Here is an 18,204-nt window from a genome sequence, read left to right on the forward strand (position 1 = left end):
TGCGGTCTTTCTGACTTTCCGGGAAATTTTTCGTTATTTTCAACGAATTGCCATCGAAACCAATGCCTAATCTGCTAGTTTGGCGCGCATTGCCATCATGACAGGAGTATCCGACGTGACTGCAAAGCAGGATCGGTCGAGCAAGGTTAAAGGTTCCAAGGCAAGCAAGGAGGAGAAGAAGGGAGGCAAGTCGAAGGCGCTTACGGCCTTCTCGCAGCTTCTCTTCGAATGGGCGCCGCCAGAAGATCTGGCCGCTTACGATGCTGCCGCTCTCGACAGTTCAGCCCGTCACGGCTATGCCGCCCTCGAATCCTATCGCAAGGGCAAGAGCATCATCAGCCTCGATAACGGTATCGAACGCCATGGTCGGCCGGTGAGTGTCATCACCATCGTCAACGACAATATGCCGTTCCTGCTCGACTCCATCATGGGTGAGCTGAACGATCATGTCGGCCAGATTTTCATGGTTGTGCATCCGGTTCTGGATATTGCGCGCGAGAAGGACGAGTTGGTCATTCTGGGCGAAGCATCGCAGCTCGCGCCTGCCAAGGGCGTTGAGCGCGTCAGCCTTGTACAGATTCATCTTCCAGCCCTCGACAAGCAGGCCAAGGCCGACCTGACCGCCGCGATCAAGCGCGTGCTCGGACAGGTCCGTGCCGCTGTCAGCGACTGGAAGCCGATGCTGAAGCGTCTCGACGGCGCTATCGCCGATTACAAGCGCGTTTCCGAAATGACGAGCGATCCGGCCATGCCGGAAGCCATCGCGTTTCTGGAATGGCTGCGCGACGACCGTTTCATCTTCCTCGGGCTTCGCGAACTGACCTTCAAGGGCAAGGGCGACAAGCGCGAGCTGGTTCCGGTCAAGGAAACGCTCGGCATCCTCAACGACAATGAAGTCCGCGTTCTGCGCAAGGATGACGACGACACGGTGACGCCGCGTGAGGTAACCGAATTCCTCGACAGCAACGAGCCGCTGATCGTCACCAAGGCGAATTCGCTTTCGCTGGTGCATCGCCGCTCCTATCTCGATTATGTCGGCGTGAAGATATTCGGCGAGAAGGGCGAGGCCATCGGCGAATTGCGCCTGGTCGGTCTCTTTACCTCCGTTGCCTATACGAGTTCGGTTGCCGGCATTCCGTTCATCCGCTCCAAGGCTGATGCCGTCATCAAGCATCTCGGCTTCAACCGCGAGGACCATTCGGGCAAGGCGCTCATCAACGTGCTGGAAGAATATCCGCGTGACGAGCTTTTCCAGATTGATGTGGAAAGCCTGACGGCGAATGCCGAACTGATCCTGGCGCTCGGCGAACGTCCGCGCGTGCGTGCTGTTCCGCGTCTCGATCGCTTCGGTCGTTTTGCCACCGTGCTGGTCTATATCCCGCGTGACCGTTACGACTCGGTCGTGCGCGAAAAGATCGGTCATTATCTGGTTGACGTCTATGGCGGCGACAGTTTCGAATTCCACCCTGTCTTCCTGCAGAACGGCCTGACGCGCGTTCAGTTCGTCATCCGGCGTCATGAGCGCTCCACGCCGCATGTGGATCGCGAAGCGCTGGAAGCGGAAGTGCGTTCCATCGTGCGCACATGGGACGATGCGGTGCGTGAAAGCTCTGACAATGCAGACGCAAAGACCGTCGCGCTTGCTGCAAGCTTCCCGCCATCCTATCGCGAAATCTTCACCGCGCCGGAAGCGCTCGTCGATGCAGAGCGCATCGCTGGCCTCAGCGCAGAGGCGCCGCTTTTCGTGGACTTCTATCGTTATCGCACCGATGGTCCTGATGCGGTTTCGCTGAAGCTTTATCATCACGGTGCGCCGGTAGTGCTGTCGCAGCGTGTGCCGCTTCTGGAAAACATGGGGTTCCGTGTCGTCAGCGAGCAGACCATCGACCTGCCGCATGCTGGCAAGGATGGCGCTGCCGTTTACGTGCACGACATGCAGCTCGTGAACGCCTATGGCGCTCCCGTCGATCTTTCCGACGATGGCGAGATGCTGGAAGATGTGTTCCGCAATGTATGGGACGGTCTGGCCGATAATGACGGCTATAACGCGCTGGTGCAGACCGCGCGCCTGACGGCACGCCAGATCATGATCCTGCGTTCCTATGGCCGTTATCTGCAACAGGCAGGTATCGCCTATTCGCAGGGCTTCATCGCGGCCGCGCTGAACCGTTATCCGGAAATCGCCAGCGATCTCTATTCGTTGTTCGACCTGCGCTTCAACCCATCGGCCAAGCGCCGCGATGCGGCTGAAAAGAAGCTGGTCGATGCCATCGAGACCGCGTTGCTCGGCGTGCCGAGCATCGACGACGACCAGATTTTGCGCCGGTTCCGCAATCTGATCGAAGCGACGCTGCGCACCAATGCCTATCAGCCGGATGCCGATGGCAAGCCACGTGTCACCTTTGCCTTCAAGCTCAATCCGCGTCTGGTCGAAGGTCTACCGGACCCGCGCCCCTATCGCGAAATCTTCGTCTATGGCCCGGAAGTGGAAGGCGTGCATCTGCGCTTCGGCGCTGTCGCCCGCGGTGGTCTGCGCTGGTCGGACCGCGCACAGGATTATCGCACCGAAGTGCTGGGCCTTGTGAAGGCACAGCAGGTCAAGAACGCGGTGATCGTACCGGTTGGCGCCAAGGGCGGCTTCTATCCGAAGCGTCTGCCGGTCGGCGGCGATCGCAATGCGGTGTTCGAAGCTGGTCGCGATGCCTACAAGGTGTTCATCTCCACGCTTCTGTCGGTTACCGACAATATCGAGGACAATCATGTCGTGCCGCCGGCGGAAGTCGTGCGCCATGACAATGACGATCCTTATTTCGTCGTTGCAGCCGATAAGGGCACGGCCACCTTCTCCGATACGGCCAATGCCATCAGCCAGGCACATGATTTCTGGCTGGACGATGCCTTCGCATCCGGCGGTTCCGCCGGCTACGACCACAAGGGCATGGGCATCACTGCGCGCGGCGCATGGGAAGCCGTGAAGCGGCATTTCCGTGAATTTAACATGGATATCCAGACCGAACCTTTCACGGTTGCCGGTGTGGGCGACATGTCCGGTGACGTGTTCGGCAACGGCATGCTGCTTTCCGAACAGATCAAGCTGGTGGCTGCGTTCGACCATCGTGATATTTTCATCGATCCGAACCCGGTTCCAGCCGACGGCTTTGCCGAGCGCAAGCGTCTGTTTGAACTGCCGCGTTCGAGCTGGCAGGACTATGACCGTTCCAAGCTTTCGGCTGGTGGCGGCATCTATAGCCGCAGCCAGAAGACGATCACGCTCTCGCCGGAAGCTGCTGCAGCCATCGGCCTTGGAAAGACCTCCGGCACGCCGCAGGAAATCATGACCGCGATTTTGAAATCGAAGGTCGATCTCCTCTGGTTCGGCGGTATCGGCACCTATATCCGCTCGTCTGCCGAAACGGATGCGCAGGTAGGCGACCGCGCCAATGATGCGATCCGCATCACCGGCTCGGAAGTTGGTGCACGGGTGATCGGCGAAGGCGCAAATCTTGGCGTAACGCAGCGCGGGCGTATCGAATATGCGCTGGCAGGCGGTCGCGGCAATACGGACGCCATCGACAATTCGGCAGGCGTCAACTGCTCGGACGTCGAGGTCAACATCAAGATCGCTCTGGCTGCTGCCATGCGTTCGGGCAATCTCAAACGCCCGGCACGCAACAAGCTTCTGGTCAGCATGACCGATGATGTGTCCGAACTGGTTCTGCGCAACAACTATCTGCAGCCGCTGGCGCTTTCGCTCAGCGAAAGGCAGGGTCTGGCAGAGCTGCCTTATCAGGCGCGGTTCATGGCGGAACTCGAAAATCGCAAGCTTCTTGATCGCAAGGTCGAGTATCTGCCATCCGATGCGCTTCTGGCCGAACGCCAGAAGGCGGGCCAGCCGCTGACGCGTCCGGAACTGGCGGTTCTGCTTGCTTATGCCAAGCTGTCGCTGTCGGATGATCTGGTGGCAAGCCAGCTTCCGGATGAGCCTTACTTCCAGTCGCTGCTGTTCGGCTATTTCCCGAAGCGCATGACCAAGACTTATGCCGAGGAAATCTCCGGCCATCGTCTGCGCCGTGAAATCGTCGCTACTTTGCTGGCAAACGATGTCATCAACCGTGGCGGTATCACCTTCATCAGCCGTCTGGCCGATACGACCGGCAAGTCGCCTGCCGATATCGTCCGCGCCTATGTGGCGGTGCGTGACGGCTTCGATATCGACACGATCTATGATGCCATCGATGCACTCGACAGCAAGGTACCGGGCGATGTGCAGAACCAGTTCTACCATCTCGTCGGCGAAATGTTGCAGGCGACGACGGCCTGGGTGCTGCGCAACGACACGACACGCGCCAATCTGACGGAACTGGTGGATACGATCACCAGGGCACGTGCCGAGCTGGAGCCGCGTTTCGACGGTCTGATGCCGGAATACCTGAAGAGCACGCTGCAGGCCGACAAGGCTGCTTTCGTGGAAAAGGGTGCACCGGAAAAGCTGGCCCAGCGTCTTGCCAATCTGCAGCTTGCAGGCATCATGCCGGACATCGCGCTGATCGCGCATCTGGCCGATGCCGACCGGGTGGTAACTGCCAAGACTTATTTCGGTGTTTCGGAAGCCTTCCGCATCGGACGCATCGAGGAAGCTGCGCGCTCCATCCCCGTCACGGACTATTATGACGGGCTTGCTCTGTCACGAGCAAGCGATACGATCACGCAGGCCGCACGCGGTATCACCATTGCGGCGCTCAAGCGTTTTGCCAAGGACAAGGACCCGGCAGCAGCCTGGTTTGCAGCCGATGGCGCGCGCATCGAGCAGGTGAAGAACCGCATGGTGGCGCTGACGGAAGGTGGTGACCTGACGGTCTCGCGACTGGCGGTTGCAGCGGGCCTGATGTCCGATCTGGCGCAATAGAAAACAACGACATAAACTTGCAAAAGGGCGGCTTCGGTCGCCCTTTTTGTTTCTTTTGAAGCCGAGTTTCGGGTTATAAGGTGCGGCTGATAAAGGAGAGGCTTCCGACCGACTGGCCGGTCAATGGTTGGGCCAACTTCTTGCCCGGGGGGGAAGGAAAGAGCAATTGAGCGATCAGGTTGCGGCTGCCCGCAGCTATGCCTCGCGGCGTGGCATCTGGGGCTGGATATTTTTTGACTGGGCGGCGCAGCCCTTTTTTACCGTCGTGACCACGTTCATCTTCGGGCCTTATTTCATCTCGCGCATGGCAGAAAACCCTGAAGCCGGGCAGGTGGCCTGGGGCTATGGCTTTGCCGCTGCCGGTTTTCTCATTGCTGTGCTTTCACCGATCCTGGGAGCGGTGGCCGACCGGACAGGTGCGCGCAAGCCCTGGATCGCTTTCTTCGCCGTGCTGAAGATTATAGGCCTCTGCCTGCTGTGGTTCGCCGTTCCGGGTGCGAACCTGTTCTGGGTACTGTGTGCATTTTCGATGGCCATGGTGGCTGCAGAATTTTCCATCGTCTTCAATGATTCCATGATGCCGCGTCTGGTGCCGAGCAACGATATCGGGCGTGTCTCCAACATCGCCTGGGGGCTCGGCTATCTGGGCGGCATGATCGTACTCATTTTCGTGGTGCTATGTCTGGCGGCCTCGCCTGAAACAGGCACAACGATCATCGGCATGAAGCCGCTGTTCGGTCTCGATCCCGTACTGGGGGAGGATGCGCGCATTACCGGACCGCTGGCTGCCCTGTGGTATTTCGTTTTCATCCTGCCAATGTTTTTGTTCACGCCGGACGCGGAGCGTGGCGAGCCTCTGCGCAAGGCGTTGCGCTCCGGCTTTGCAGAACTGAAGGTTACGCTCACCGAGGCGCGCAAACGGTCGGGGCTTGTCCGCTTCCTTGTGGCGCGCATGGTTTATCAGGATGGCGTCAACGCCACGCTGGCGCTCGGTGCGGGTTATGCCGCAGCATTGTTCCACTGGACGATCACCGAGATCGGGCTTTTCGGCATGGTGATGAATGTCATGGCGATCTTCAGTTGCCTGGTCGCAAGCCGCGTCGATACACGGATTGGTTCCAAGGCTGTCGTGATCTTTTCGCTGGTGCTGTTGCTGCTTGCTTCTATCGGCATTGTCTCGACCGGACGCGATTACACTTTGTTCGGCCTGATGCCTTTCGCATCTCCCACAACACAAGGACTGTTCTCCAGCGCGGCAGAACACGCCTATCTGATTTACGGTCTGATGATTGGTGCAGCCTTCGGTCCGGTTCAGGCCTCGTCGCGTTCTTGGTTTGCCCGCAGCATCAAGCCGGAGGAATCGGGCCGCTATTTCGGCATCTATGCGCTCGCCGGGCGCGCGACCAGCTTCCTTGGACCGTTTCTGGTGGCGACCATTACGGCGTTGAGCGGATCAGCGGCGCTGGGCATGTCGGTGCTGGTCATGTTCTTTGCGGTCGGTCTGGTGCTGATTGCAATGACGCCTTATCCGGCCGACAAGCTGGCTGTAACCAGCCCGTCGTGACGGGCCGGGGCGAGACTTCTATTCAATCCAGCCAAGCGAACGCTGCACGGCCTTTTCCCACGTATTGAACAGGCGCGTGCTTTCCTCAGCCGACATTCGCGGATGCCAGCGATGGCCCACCTGCCAGTTCTCCACAATGTCCTTCGTCGATTTCCAGTAGCCGACGGCAAGCCCCGCCGCGTAGGCAGCGCCCAGTGCCGTGGTCTCTATGATTTTCGGGCGCACAACCGGCACATCCAGAATGTCGGACTGGAACTGCATGAGCAGTTCATTGATGGTCATGCCGCCATCGGCGCGCAGTTCCGTGATCTCGACGCCGGAATCCTTCACCATCGCATCCAGTACTTCGCGGACCTGATAGGCGCTCGCTTCCAGCGCCGCGCGGGCAATGTGCCCCTTGTTGGCGAAGCGGGTGAGGCCAGCGATGATGCCGCGCGCTGAATCCTGCCAATGCGGTGCAAAGAGACCGGAAAAGGCCGGAACGAAATAGACGTCGCCATTGTCCTCGACGGTGCGCGCCAGCGTTTCGATGTCGCTGCTGTTCCTGATGATGCCGAGATTATCGCGCAGCCATTGCACCAGAGCGCCGGTAATGGCGATGGAGCCTTCCAGCGCATAAACCGGTTTGGCGCCGTCGAGCTTGTAGGCAACCGTGGTCAGCAGGCCGTAATTGGAGGGCACCAGTTTCTCGCCGGTGTTCATCAGCATGAAGCAGCCGGTGCCATAGGTGTTCTTGGCTTCGCCCGGTTCAAGACATGCCTGACCGAAGAGCGCTGCCTGCTGGTCGCCCAGAATGCCCGCAAGTTTGACGCCGGAAAGCGAGGGCAGGATGATCTCGCCATAGACTTCGCTTGAAGAGCGGATTTCCGGCAGACAGGCCGACGGTATATCGAACAGACGGAGGATGTCCTCGTCCCATTTCAGCGTCGAAAGGTCCATGAGCTGGGTGCGCGACGCATTGGTCACGTCGGTGACGTGAATGCCGCCACGGGTGCCGCCGGTCAGGTTCCAGACCAGCCACGTGTCGATGGTGCCGAAAAGCGCGTCTCCAGCCTCGGCCTTTTCACGCGCACCGGGAACATTATCGAGTATCCAGCGCAGTTTGAGTCCGGAGAAATAGGTCGAGATCGGCAGGCCCGTCTTGGCGCGCAAGCGGTCCGCGCCACCCTCTTTCGTGTATCGGGCAACAAGTTCGTCGGTGCGCGTATCCATCCAGACAATAGCATTATAGAGCGGCGCGCCGGTCGTCCGGTCCCACAGCAGCGTGGTTTCGCGCTGATTGGTGATGCCGACCGAAGCAATATCGCTTGCCTTCAGTTTTGCCCTTTTGAGTGCGGCGGCAATGACATGCTGTGTGTTGCGCCAGATTTCTATCGGATTGTGTTCGACCCAGCCCGCCTTCGGATAAATCTGCTCGTGTTCGCGCTGGTCGCTCGCGACGATATCGCCCTGCCTGTCGAAAATGATGAAACGCGAACTCGTGGTTCCCTGGTCGATGGAACCGATAAACTGCGTCATGGGGCGGGCTCCTCCGTTGATCCGGTCTATGCTGAAAACGAATTTAAACGAAACAATATGAAACTCAATGAAAACGAGGCCCCGGAATGATTGGTTCCGGGGCCTCGATAAGTGCTTTTTATAAAAGGGGGTAGAGCATTTCCAGCAAAAGTGCGAAGCGGCTTCGCGTAGGATAATGCGTAAAAGCCCTAATGCCGGAAGTGGCGCATTCCCGTCATGACCATGGCGATGCCATGTTCGTCGGCGGCGGCGATCACTTCGTCGTCCCGCATCGAGCCGCCCGGCTGGATGACGGCGGTTGCACCGGCCTGAACGGCGGAAAGCAGACCGTCGGCAAACGGGAAGAAAGCGTCGGAAGCGACCACGCAGTCCTTGGTGAGCGGCTCTGCAAGACCGGCGGCTTCTGCTGCATCTTCAGCCTTGCGGGCTGCGATGCGGGCTGAATCCACGCGGCTCATCTGGCCTGCGCCGATGCCGACCGTTGCGCCGTCCTTCACATAGACGATGGCGTTCGACTTCACATGCTTGCCGACGCGGAAGGCGAATTTCAGATCGTTGAGTTCGGCTTCGGTCGGCGCGCGCTTGGTGACGACCTTGAGATCGAGATCATCGACTACGCCGTTGTCGCGTGACTGAACCAGCAGGCCACCGGCAACCGTCTTGGCGGCAATGCCCTTGGCACGCGGGTCCGGCAGACCGCCGGTGACGAGGAGGCGCAGGTTCTTCTTGGCTGCGACGATGGCCTGTGCGCCTTCGGTGGCATCCGGTGCGATGATGACTTCGGTGAAGATCTTTACGATCTCTTCAGCGGCTTCCTCATCGAGCGTCTTGTTGAGCGCGACGATGCCTCCAAAAGCCGAAACCGGATCGCAGGCGAGTGCCTTCAAATAAGCTTCCTTGATGGTGGCTGCTTCTGCAACGCCGCAAGGATTGGCGTGCTTGATGATGGCAACGGCTGCGGTACGGGCTGGGTCGAATTCGGCGACGAGTTCAAAAGCTGCATCGGTGTCGTTGATGTTGTTGTAGGAAAGCTGCTTGCCCTGAAGCTGGGTCGCGGTGGCGACACCGGGGCGCTTTTCGCCAGTGAGATAAAAGCCAGCCGTCTGGTGCGGGTTTTCACCGTAGCGCATGACGGAATGCAGCTTGCCAGCGACCGAGCGATAGACCGGAGTTTCTTCGTTGATCGCTTCGGCAAACCAGTTGGAAATGGCTGCGTCATAGGCTGCTGTGCGCGAGAAGGCCTTGGCGGCAAGCTTTTTGCGGAAGGCAAGCGGCAGGGAGCCTGCATGCTTTTCCAGTTCGGCGACGACGTCGGCATAGTCGGCAGGATCGACGACCGTTGCGACATAGGCATGGTTCTTGGCCGAAGCGCGGATCATCGCCGGGCCACCAATGTCGATGTTCTCGACGGTCGTGTCGTAGTCGCCGCCCTTGAAGCGGACTTCCTCGAACGGATAGAGATTGATGACGGCAAGATCGATGCCGCCAATGCCGTGTTCTTCCATGGCCGCGACGTGTTCCGGGTCGTTGCGCACGGCGAGCAGGCCGCCATGGACTGCCGGATGCAGCGTCTTGACGCGTCCGTCCATGATTTCCGGGAAGCCGGTTACTTCGGATACATCCTTCACCGGAATGCCTTCAGCGGCAATTGACTTGGCGGTGCCGCCGGTCGAGAGGATTTCGACGCCCTGCGCATGAAGCGCTTTGGCGAAATCGATCAGGCCGGTTTTGTCGGAAACGGAAAGGAGGGCGCGGCGCACCCGATGAAGATCGGGAGCGGGAATATGCTTGGAGCTGACAGCCATAGGGAGTTGGTCTCTTCGTTGCTGAAACGGATGCGTTCAGGAAAGTGGACGGCTCGCCCTAACACAGGCGCGCCGAGAATCCTACCGCAAAAGGCCGGAAAAGAACGGTGAAGAGGTATTTCTTGCCCTGCATTCGATCCCATTGATCCTCGACCCTTCGAGACGGCGCCCTTCGACAAGCTCAGGACGCCGTCTCGAAGGGGAGGAGCGGGAGAGCGAATTATACGTAACTACCGAGTGCGACGCGGCTGAACTGCCAGTTTACTTCCGGCAATTCGGAAGCCGGGAAGGAGAGCACGATCTGCTTCGATGTCACGGGGCCACGGAAGCCTGCAAAGAAGATCGAATCCTCCAGTTGCGGCGCAACTTCAAAACAGGAGAAGACCCAGGTATCGTCGCGATCCGCCGATAGAACGATCAATCCGTTCTCATCGAAGGAAATATCGACCGACGGATGCAGGTGGAAACGGACGGCAATATTGTCGCGTCCGTTCGCCTTCAACGGACGGCCATCGCCGCGATAGAAGCGGTCTGCGCCCTGAATGACGCTGCCATTGTGCGACAGCACAAGGCGACGTTCATGATAGATGCCGAACAGGCGCGCATAGCCGTCGTGGCTGGCGACAAAACCCTGCCGCCCCATTTCCTCGATCCGGTCGCGCTGCACGCGGGTCGGGCCTGCAATGATCGGCGTGCCGATCATGTTGGAGAGACCCGCATTGAGGCTGAAGCGGCACGAGGACGTGTCGTTGATCGTGGCCGTGGAGTGCGCAGCCGTCGAGCGGCCCAGTGGACGAAATTCCGGCGGGCCGAAACGGTCGATGCCGGAATTGACGATATAGCGCTGGCGTCCGGAGGACATTTCGAAGGCGAGACAACCGGCATGGGCATCCCGCGATGCGGTCACCTGCGGCGGCAGTCCTGTATCGGCGATGATGGTGGTCGACCCCATCGAGAGCCGTTCATAGCCGGAATAGGGTGCATGGGTCAGCGGCGATCCGGCGGTCTCATCATGCCGCAGAACCGAGATGATGCGTTCCGGCATGGTTGGGCCGACGCCGTTGAAAAGCGCAAGGCTGCCATCCTGATGGCGGAAGAAGCGCAGGGCTGGCAACATGCGCTCGACGGCTTCGATCAGCGCCTTGGGCGGGGCTTCCGTGCCATTGGCATAGGTCTGGCGGAGCGGCAGAAGATCAGCCAGCAGCTCCAGCACCGTAACGGGATTGCGCGAGATATGTCCGCCATCGGGGAGAATCTGGCGTTTCAGCTCGTATTCCAGATTGCGCCGGGCGGCGCGTGCAGTCGGCGGCGAAACAGGCAGAGCCAGAGCGGCGAATGCCAATGCGATGCGGGCGCGCAACCGTTCCTCGCCATCATCCATGGCGGCTGCAACGGTGCGCAGGTAACGCACCTGCATGGCCAGCGAGCGCATGAAGCGGCGATAGGCGGGGAGTTCGGCGCCCGACAGAATGAGATTCGAATGCTGGAGCCAGGCGATGATGCGCTGGGCGGTGACTTCCGGCGACCAGGCGATGCCGCCGATCCGCTTGCCGAACATGCGCATCCAGTCGTCAACGAGCGCACGCGCATTGGCGGTTGCCAGTTCGCTATTGGCGCTTTTCAAATGACGCAGCCAGCCGAAACTCTGAAGCGCTGCTTCCCATTCCGGCGTCGGCGGTTCGACGGCGAAAGGCGACAATCCGCCGGTTTCGACCAGACGACCGGCCAGCGCAAAACGGCCATGATAGAATTCCTGTGCCAATTGCGGGTCTGCTACGCGCAGATCAGGCGGTGCGATCAGGATACGATCCGGGGTGAAGCCGGTGAAGCGCCAGCGATAAAGCGGCCCCATGCGCAGACGGCGGCTGAACTTGCGCCAAGCCTGTGCAACGGCCAGTCCCCAAAGATGTGGGGTTTCGCTGAGGGCGACTGCCACCCGGTCTTTCTCCGTATCGTTTGTCATTATTGTTTGGCCAGATCGAACAGCCCGTTCCTTTGATACAATTGTACAGAAATGGTGAATCGAGCGTTAACCATAACGGGTATCGCGACCCGTTATGGCAATTTTTACGATTTGTCTGCTTGTAGCTGGCCTCAGGACCGGCGCTTGAAGCGGGCTGCGAAGAAGCCGTCCATGCCAGCCATCTGCGGATTGCCCTCAAAACGATCCGGCGGCAGGTCTGCCGGAGTGGATCGCAGAAAGCCTTCCGCCGTCACCAGCCCGTCCAGAAGTCCGTTCAGGCTGGAGCAATCCTGCTCCGTAATCGGGAAAGGCTCCAGCAGCGGGTTTTCCGCTGCCTTGCGCGCCATTTCCTCGCCTTCGAGCGGGTGCAGCGAACAATTGGAAAAGACGATTATGCCGCCGGGTTTGACCAGAGTGGCCGCGTGCGCCAAAAGCTTGCCCTGAAGTTCGGCAAGCTTTGCTATGTCCTGCGGCGTCTTGGTCCATGGCACATCGGGATGACGACGCACCGTGCCGGTAGAAGAGCAGGGGGCATCCAGAAGCACGGCGTCGAACAGTTCGTCCGGCTGGAAATCCATCAGATTGGTGGCGACAGTCTTCGCCTCGAAGCCGAGACGTTCCAGATTGCCGCGCAGGCGCTTCAGCCGGTTTTCGGAAAGGTCGAGCGCGGTCACGTCTGCGCCCTGAAGTACGAGCTGCGCTGTCTTGCCGCCGGGGGCGGCGCACAGATCGGCAACCCGTTTGCCCTTGATGTCGCCCATCAGGCGCGCAGGCAGGCTTGCCGCCACATCCTGCACCCACCAGTCGCCCTCGGCAAAGCCGGGCAGGTCAGTGAGATTGCCTTCGACCGTTTGCAGGCGCACCGAACCATTGGGGAGGGCTGTGCCGCCGAGCTTTTCAGCCCATGCTTTCGCGTCGCCCTTGACCGTGAAATCGATCGGCGGCTCATAGGCATGCATGGCGAGAATGGCTGCTGCTTTTTCCGCGCCATAGGCGTCGGTGATGCTTTTGGCAAACCACTCCGGCACATTGGTTTCAGGCTCAAGCGTGTGGGCGAGTGCGCGTTCCTTGTTGCGCGACAGGCGACGCAGCAGCGCATTGACGAGACCGGCATATTTGCGGTTGCGCGGATCGTTGTTCGCCGCTTCCACCGCAAGATCAACGGCGGAATGATCGGGCAGGTCGAGATAGAAAATCTGCGCGATGGCGACATGCAGAAGATGTTTCAACGCCACGGCATTTTCCGGCAGTGGCCGGTCGAGCCGCTTGTTGATAGCGCGTTCGATGCTGCCGCGATTGCGCAGCGCAGAACCCAGAATGGCGCGAACCAGCGCGCGGTCGCGCGGCTCCAGCGTCAGATATTGCGGATGACCGTGCGTATTGTCGGTCAGGCCGTCAAGCGAGGTGTTCTTTTCGATCACCGCACCGAGAAGGCGCGCCGCACACAAACGCGCCGCCAGACCGGGGCGCAGGCCAGGGCGATCATTTGCGGCATTGGTGTTCATTTGCGGCTTCTTATTTCCACGCTTCGGCGCGGGCTTTTTATCGTTCACACTGTTCTACTTTATTTAGGACCACGGCCCCCGATAACCGGAACCGCCATTGCTGTTACCGCCTGCATTACCCCATGGACCGCTGCTTTGGGAAGGGGCAGCGGCACGTGGGGCCATTCCAGCCGAGCGGATGCCCATTTCGGCAGCCATCTGTTCAAGTGCTGCAATGCGGTTATCGGTGTCCGGATGGGTCGAAAAAAGATTATCCGCGCCGCGTCCGCTCAAGGGATTGATGATGAACATATGCGCGGTGGCCGGGTTGTGTTCGGCTTCCTCGTTCGGAATGGTCTTGGCGCCGCGGGCGATCTTGCCCAGCGCCGAGGACAGCCACAGCGGATTGCCGCAGATTTCCGCGCCGCGCTTGTCGGCGGCATATTCGCGGGTGCGGCTGACCGCCATCTGCACGATCATCGCGGCAAAGGGCGCGACGATCATGGCGAGAATGGTGCCGACCACACCCATGATGCCGTTGCCGTTTTCACGATTGCCGCCAAGGAAGAAGGCAAAATTGCCGAGCATGGATATGGCACCGGCAAGCGTTGCCACGATCGTCATGGTCAGCGTGTCGCGGTTCTGCACGTGCGCCAGTTCATGCGCCATCACGCCTGCGACCTCTTCCGGCGTCAGGCGGTTAAGGAGCCCGGTTGTGGCTGCAACGGCAGCATTTTCTGGATTGCGGCCCGTGGCAAAGGCATTCGGCTGGTCTTCATGGATGATATAGACCTTCGGCATGGGGAGGCCCGCATTGGCAGCCAGCCCACTTACCATGCGGTAATAGTCCGGTGCGCTGCGCTCATCCACTTCCTGCGCATTGTACATGCGCAGCACCATCTTGTCGGAGTTCCAGTAGCCGAACAGGTTCATGGCGACAGCGATCACAAGTGCGATCATCATGCCGCCGCCGCCGCCCAGCAAATAGCCGATGCTCATGAACATGACCGTCATGAGGGCGATCAGCATGGCAGTTTTCGTCATATTCATCCGTGGCGGTCTCCAAATCTTAGGCTGCATGACCCGCAGGGGTTTTGTACGGCAAGCCTTTCTGCCTATATGATGGGTATGAACAGGCTTTGCTTCAATGTTCGAAGTAAAAACCGAGAACGGGAATATGACCGATGAGTGAAAAAACCGAAGCAACCGAAAGCCCGGAAAACGTAGACAAGCGCACGTTTGAAGACCTGCCGCCTGCTGCCCAGCGTGCTCTGAAGGAAGCCGAAGCGCGCCGCGCAGCCGAAAAGGCAAACGAAGCGCCCCGCGAACTTGGCGGTCGCGGCGGCAAGGACCCCGCCCGTTTCGGCGATTGGGAGATCAAGGGTCGGTCGATCGATTTCTAATAAGTTTGGGATATTGTCGCCCTGCTGGCCTGCAAATCGCGCTCTTCTGCGCTTCCGGTGCTCATGTACTTTAAGTACACTCCGCTCCGGTTCTCAAAGATCACGATTTTCGTCTCAGCAGGACGACAATCTCATCAAACTTGGGTGCCTTCTCAGGCTGCGTTGTTAAAAAAGCCCCGGGAAACCGGGGCTTTTTATTATTTCTTGTTCTGACGATTTTCGATCAGGTCGTCCACGACGCCCGGATCGGCCAGCGTCGAGGTATCGCCCAGTGCGCCAAACTCGTCTTCGGCGATCTTGCGCAGGATGCGGCGCATGATCTTGCCCGAGCGGGTTTTCGGCAGGCCCGGCGAGAACTGGATCTTGTCCGGCGTGGCAATAGGACCGATTTCCTTGCGCACGTGCTGGGTCAGCTCCTTGCGCAGCGCGTCTTCGTCCTGAACTGCTTCGCTGGTCATCAGCGTGACGTAGCAATAGATGCCTTGTCCCTTGATCGGATGCGGATAGCCCACGACAGCGGCTTCTGAAACCGAGTGATGCGAGACGAGCGCCGATTCGATTTCTGCCGTGCCGAGGCGGTGGCCGGAAATGTTGAGCACGTCATCGACGCGGCCTGTGATCCAATAGTAACCGTCTTCGTCGCGACGGCAGCCGTCGCCGGTGAAGTACTTGCCCTTATAGGTCGAGAAGTAAGCTTCGATGAAGCGCTTGTGATCGCCGTAAAGCGTGCGCATCTGGCCCGGCCAGCTATCGATGATGCAGAGATTGCCGTCCACGGCACCTTCAACGACAGCGCCTTCATTGTCCACCAGTTCCGGCTTGATGCCGAAGAACGGACGCGTTGCCGAACCCGGCTTGAGGTCGGTTGCGCCGGGCAGCGGGGTGATGAGAATGCCGCCGGTTTCCGTCTGCCACCATGTATCGACAATCGGCGACCGCTGGTCACCAACGACGTTGTAATACCATTCCCAGGCTTCCGGATTGATCGGTTCGCCCACCGAGCCGAGCAGGCGCAGCGTCGAACGCGACGAGCGGGTGACGAATTCATCACCTGCGCCCATCAGGGCGCGGATGGCCGTCGGAGCCGTGTAGAAGATGTTGACGTGATGCTTGTCGACGACTTCCCAGAAACGTCCCTGATCGGGGAAGTTGGGCACACCTTCGAACATCAATGTCGTCGCGCCGTTGGCCAGCGGGCCGTAGACGATATAGGAGTGACCCGTCACCCAGCCCACATCCGCCGTGCACCAGAAGATGTCGCCATCATGATAATCGAAGACATATTGATGTGTCATCGACGCATAGACGAGATAGCCGCCGGTTGTGTGCAGAACGCCCTTCGGCTTGCCGGTCGAGCCGGACGTGTAGAGGATGAAGAGTGGGTCTTCCGCATTCATCGGTTCCGGGTCGCAGGTCGGTTCGACGCTTGCGACTTCCTGATGATACCAGAGATCGCGGCCCGGTCCCCAGCTCACCTTGCCGCCGGTACGGCGCACGGTGAGAACCTTGTTGACCATGACATATTGCTTGGCTGCGATGTCGATGGCGGTATCGGTGTTTTCCTTCAGCGGAACCGGCTTGCCGCCACGCACGCCTTCATCGGCCGTGATGACGAAAGTGGATTCGCAGTCGACAATACGACCGGCAAGCGCTTCCGGCGAGAAGCCGGCAAAGACGACCGAGTGCACAGCGCCGATGCGCGCGCAGGCCAGCATCGCATAGGCCGCTTCCGGGATCATCGGCAGATAGATCGTGACGCGGTCGCCCTTCTTCACGCCGTGCTTCTTCAGCACATTGGCGAGACGGCAGACATTTTCATGCAGTTCGCGATAGGTGATCTTCTTGTCGATATAGGGATTGTCGCCTTCCCATATGATGGCGACCTGATCGCCACGGCTCTTCAGGTGGCGGTCGATACAGTTATAGGAAACGTTGGTAACGCCGTCCTCATACCATTTGATGGATACGTCGCCGTTGAAATCGGTGTTCTTGACCTTGGTGAAAGGCTTGAACCAGTCGATGCGCCGTCCGTGCTTCGCCCAGAAGCTGTCCGGGTCGCTCACGCTTTCCTGATACCAGTCGAGATAGGTTGCGTTGTCGATGAGCGTGTTTCTCTTTGCCTCGGCAAGGACCGGGTAAAGCTTTTCCGACATGATTTCCTCCTTCAGCATTCCGCGAGCCGGACAATATCCCGCTCGTATAAATGCACCCAAAAACTGACCGGCACCTCCCGCCGGATGAGACGGCTTGCCATGAAAGGCGAGACCATCGGGTGCCCTGTCTACCTTCCATTGCGGGCAAGGTAAATTAGACAATCGGCGCGTCTATGATCCACAATGACGCATCGTCAGAAATGGTAACTGGCAGCACTCGCTGTTGATTGGTGCTAATATATTGTTTTTACAGTTTAAAAACCATTTGGAGTGATTATCTCCTATTCAGGAGCCTGACAATAAGGCTCTTCACAAAAAGGGGAAATCGCCATGACGACGTCCGCTTTGAACGCAAAATCAGCCTTTGAACTCCAGCTCGCCGGTTATGGTCTGACGACGGCGAAAGTTTTCTACCACTTGCCCGATCATCCGCATCTGCTGCAGCTTTTCGTCTGGCAGGATTATGACCTCGCGCCCGATTTTCCGGTGCTCAATCATTTCATCGAATTCTGGAATCGGGAAATCGACGGGCCGTTGCATTCGGTCAGCTACACGCATTTCCGGCTGCTTGGCCCCTCGGACTGGAGGAATGTGCAGGGCGAGATCGTCCTGCACTGAAAGCGATCAGTTGGGAGACGGATAGCTCCGCCCGCCGAAGATGGCCGAGCCGACACGCACCGATGTCGCGCCGAAACCGATGGCGGTTTCATAATCGCCCGACATGCCCATGGAGAGCTTTTCGACCTGTGCCTCGCGGGCGAGCTTTTCCAGAAGAGCGAAATGCGGCCCCGGATTTTCATCCGCAGGCGGGATGCACATCAGCCCCTCGATGGCGAGGCCGTGTTCCTTGCGGCAGCGCTCGACAAAGGCGACAGCTTCCTTCGGTGCAATGCCGGCCTTCTGTTCTTCAAGTCCGGTATTCACCTGCACATAGAGCTTCGGGGCCTTGTTCTGCTTCTTGATCTCGCTGGCCAGGGCGGCTGCGATCTTTTCGCGGTCGACCGTTTCTATGACATCGAACAGGGCGACGGCATCGGCGGCCTTGTTGGATTGCAGCGGGCCGATGAGATGCAGTTCAATGCCGGAATAATCCTCGCGCAGTCCTGGCCATTTGGCTTGTGCTTCCTGCACGCGGTTTTCACCGAAGACGCGCTGGCCCGCGTCGAGGGCCGGGCGGATTTCCTCCGCATCGAAGGTTTTTGATACGGCGACAAGCGTAACAGAACCCTCGTCACGCTGTGCTTCCTCTTCGGCATTGGCGATTGCGGCCTTGACCGTGTTCAGCTTCGCTACGATATCTGACATGAAACTCTCGCTTTCAGGCTTTTCATCCGCAAAAGGTTGACGCTTTCGCCAATACGTGGTGAAGGTCGCCATTAAACATCGACTCTCCTTATTGCATCACCTT

11 protein-coding genes and 1 pseudogene are annotated in these 18,204 nt (G+C 59.1%); 5 read left to right on the forward strand and 7 right to left on the reverse strand.

The window, feature by feature from the left end; genetic code table 11:
- The first annotated feature begins 115 nt into the window (after positions 1 to 115).
- Positions 116 to 4,906, forward strand: a complete 4,791-nt coding sequence (locus F9K94_RS19215; protein WP_151647797.1) for an NAD-glutamate dehydrogenase — start codon at positions 116 to 118, stop codon at positions 4,904 to 4,906.
- A gap of 166 nt (positions 4,907 to 5,072) precedes the next feature.
- A complete protein-coding gene (locus F9K94_RS19220; protein ID WP_151647799.1) occupies positions 5,073 to 6,470 on the forward strand; it encodes an MFS transporter in 1,398 nt (465 codons plus the stop codon).
- An 18-nt stretch (positions 6,471 to 6,488) separates the two neighbouring features.
- On the opposite strand, the gene glpK is transcribed toward F9K94_RS19220, so the two are convergent.
- The 5 genes from glpK to htpX form a co-directional block, all read right to left on the reverse strand.
- Positions 6,489 to 7,988 carry a glycerol kinase GlpK gene (gene glpK, locus F9K94_RS19225; protein WP_151647801.1) on the reverse strand — a complete coding sequence of 500 codons (1,500 nt, stop codon included), beginning with the start codon at positions 7,986 to 7,988 and terminating at the stop codon, positions 6,489 to 6,491.
- 188 nt (positions 7,989 to 8,176) lie between these two features.
- Positions 8,177 to 9,793, reverse strand: a complete 1,617-nt coding sequence (gene purH / locus F9K94_RS19230) for a bifunctional phosphoribosylaminoimidazolecarboxamide formyltransferase/IMP cyclohydrolase (RefSeq protein ID WP_151647803.1) — start codon at positions 9,791 to 9,793, stop codon at positions 8,177 to 8,179.
- 220 nt (positions 9,794 to 10,013) lie between these two features.
- Positions 10,014 to 11,756 (reverse strand): heparinase II/III family protein, encoded by a 1,743-nt coding sequence (locus F9K94_RS19235; protein WP_151647805.1) that lies wholly within the window; start codon positions 11,754 to 11,756, stop codon positions 10,014 to 10,016.
- 131 nt (positions 11,757 to 11,887) lie between these two features.
- Positions 11,888 to 13,309 carry an RsmB/NOP family class I SAM-dependent RNA methyltransferase gene (locus F9K94_RS19240; protein WP_151647807.1) on the reverse strand — a complete coding sequence of 474 codons (1,422 nt, stop codon included), beginning with the start codon at positions 13,307 to 13,309 and terminating at the stop codon, positions 11,888 to 11,890.
- 15 nt (positions 13,310 to 13,324) lie between these two features.
- Positions 13,325 to 14,290, reverse strand: a complete 966-nt coding sequence (htpX, locus tag F9K94_RS19245; RefSeq protein WP_151647809.1) for a zinc metalloprotease HtpX — start codon at positions 14,288 to 14,290, stop codon at positions 13,325 to 13,327.
- Between the two features lie 134 nt (positions 14,291 to 14,424).
- Here htpX and F9K94_RS19250 point away from each other — a divergent pair, with 134 nt between their 5' ends.
- The gene (locus F9K94_RS19250) at positions 14,425 to 14,643 is read left to right on the forward strand and encodes a DUF1674 domain-containing protein (RefSeq protein WP_151647811.1); all 219 of its coding nucleotides are present in this window, start codon (positions 14,425 to 14,427) and stop codon (positions 14,641 to 14,643) included.
- A gap of 35 nt (positions 14,644 to 14,678) precedes the next feature.
- Positions 14,679 to 14,769: pseudogene (locus tag F9K94_RS24955) on the forward strand (flagellar basal body P-ring protein FlgI); the annotation flags it as partial.
- Positions 14,770 to 14,840: 71 nt separating this feature from the next.
- On the opposite strand, the gene acs reads toward F9K94_RS24955, so the two are convergent.
- Positions 14,841 to 16,796 carry an acetate--CoA ligase gene (gene acs / locus F9K94_RS19255; RefSeq protein ID WP_151647812.1) on the reverse strand — a complete coding sequence of 652 codons (1,956 nt, stop codon included), beginning with the start codon at positions 16,794 to 16,796 and terminating at the stop codon, positions 14,841 to 14,843.
- Positions 16,797 to 17,126: 330 nt separating this feature from the next.
- Between acs and F9K94_RS19260 the strand changes: the two genes are divergently transcribed.
- Positions 17,127 to 17,414: an usg protein gene (locus F9K94_RS19260; RefSeq protein WP_006471250.1), complete on the forward strand. Its 288-nt coding sequence runs from the start codon at positions 17,127 to 17,129 to the stop codon at positions 17,412 to 17,414.
- A gap of 6 nt (positions 17,415 to 17,420) precedes the next feature.
- On the opposite strand, the gene F9K94_RS19265 is transcribed toward F9K94_RS19260, so the two are convergent.
- On the reverse strand, positions 17,421 to 18,101 hold the full coding sequence (locus tag F9K94_RS19265; RefSeq protein ID WP_151647814.1) for a YggS family pyridoxal phosphate-dependent enzyme: 681 nt from the start codon (positions 18,099 to 18,101) through the stop codon (positions 17,421 to 17,423).
- Positions 18,102 to 18,204 lie beyond the last annotated feature (103 nt).

This window comes from Brucella tritici, assembly GCF_008932285.1.
Classification (GTDB): Bacteria; Pseudomonadota; Alphaproteobacteria; order Rhizobiales; family Rhizobiaceae; genus Brucella; species Brucella tritici.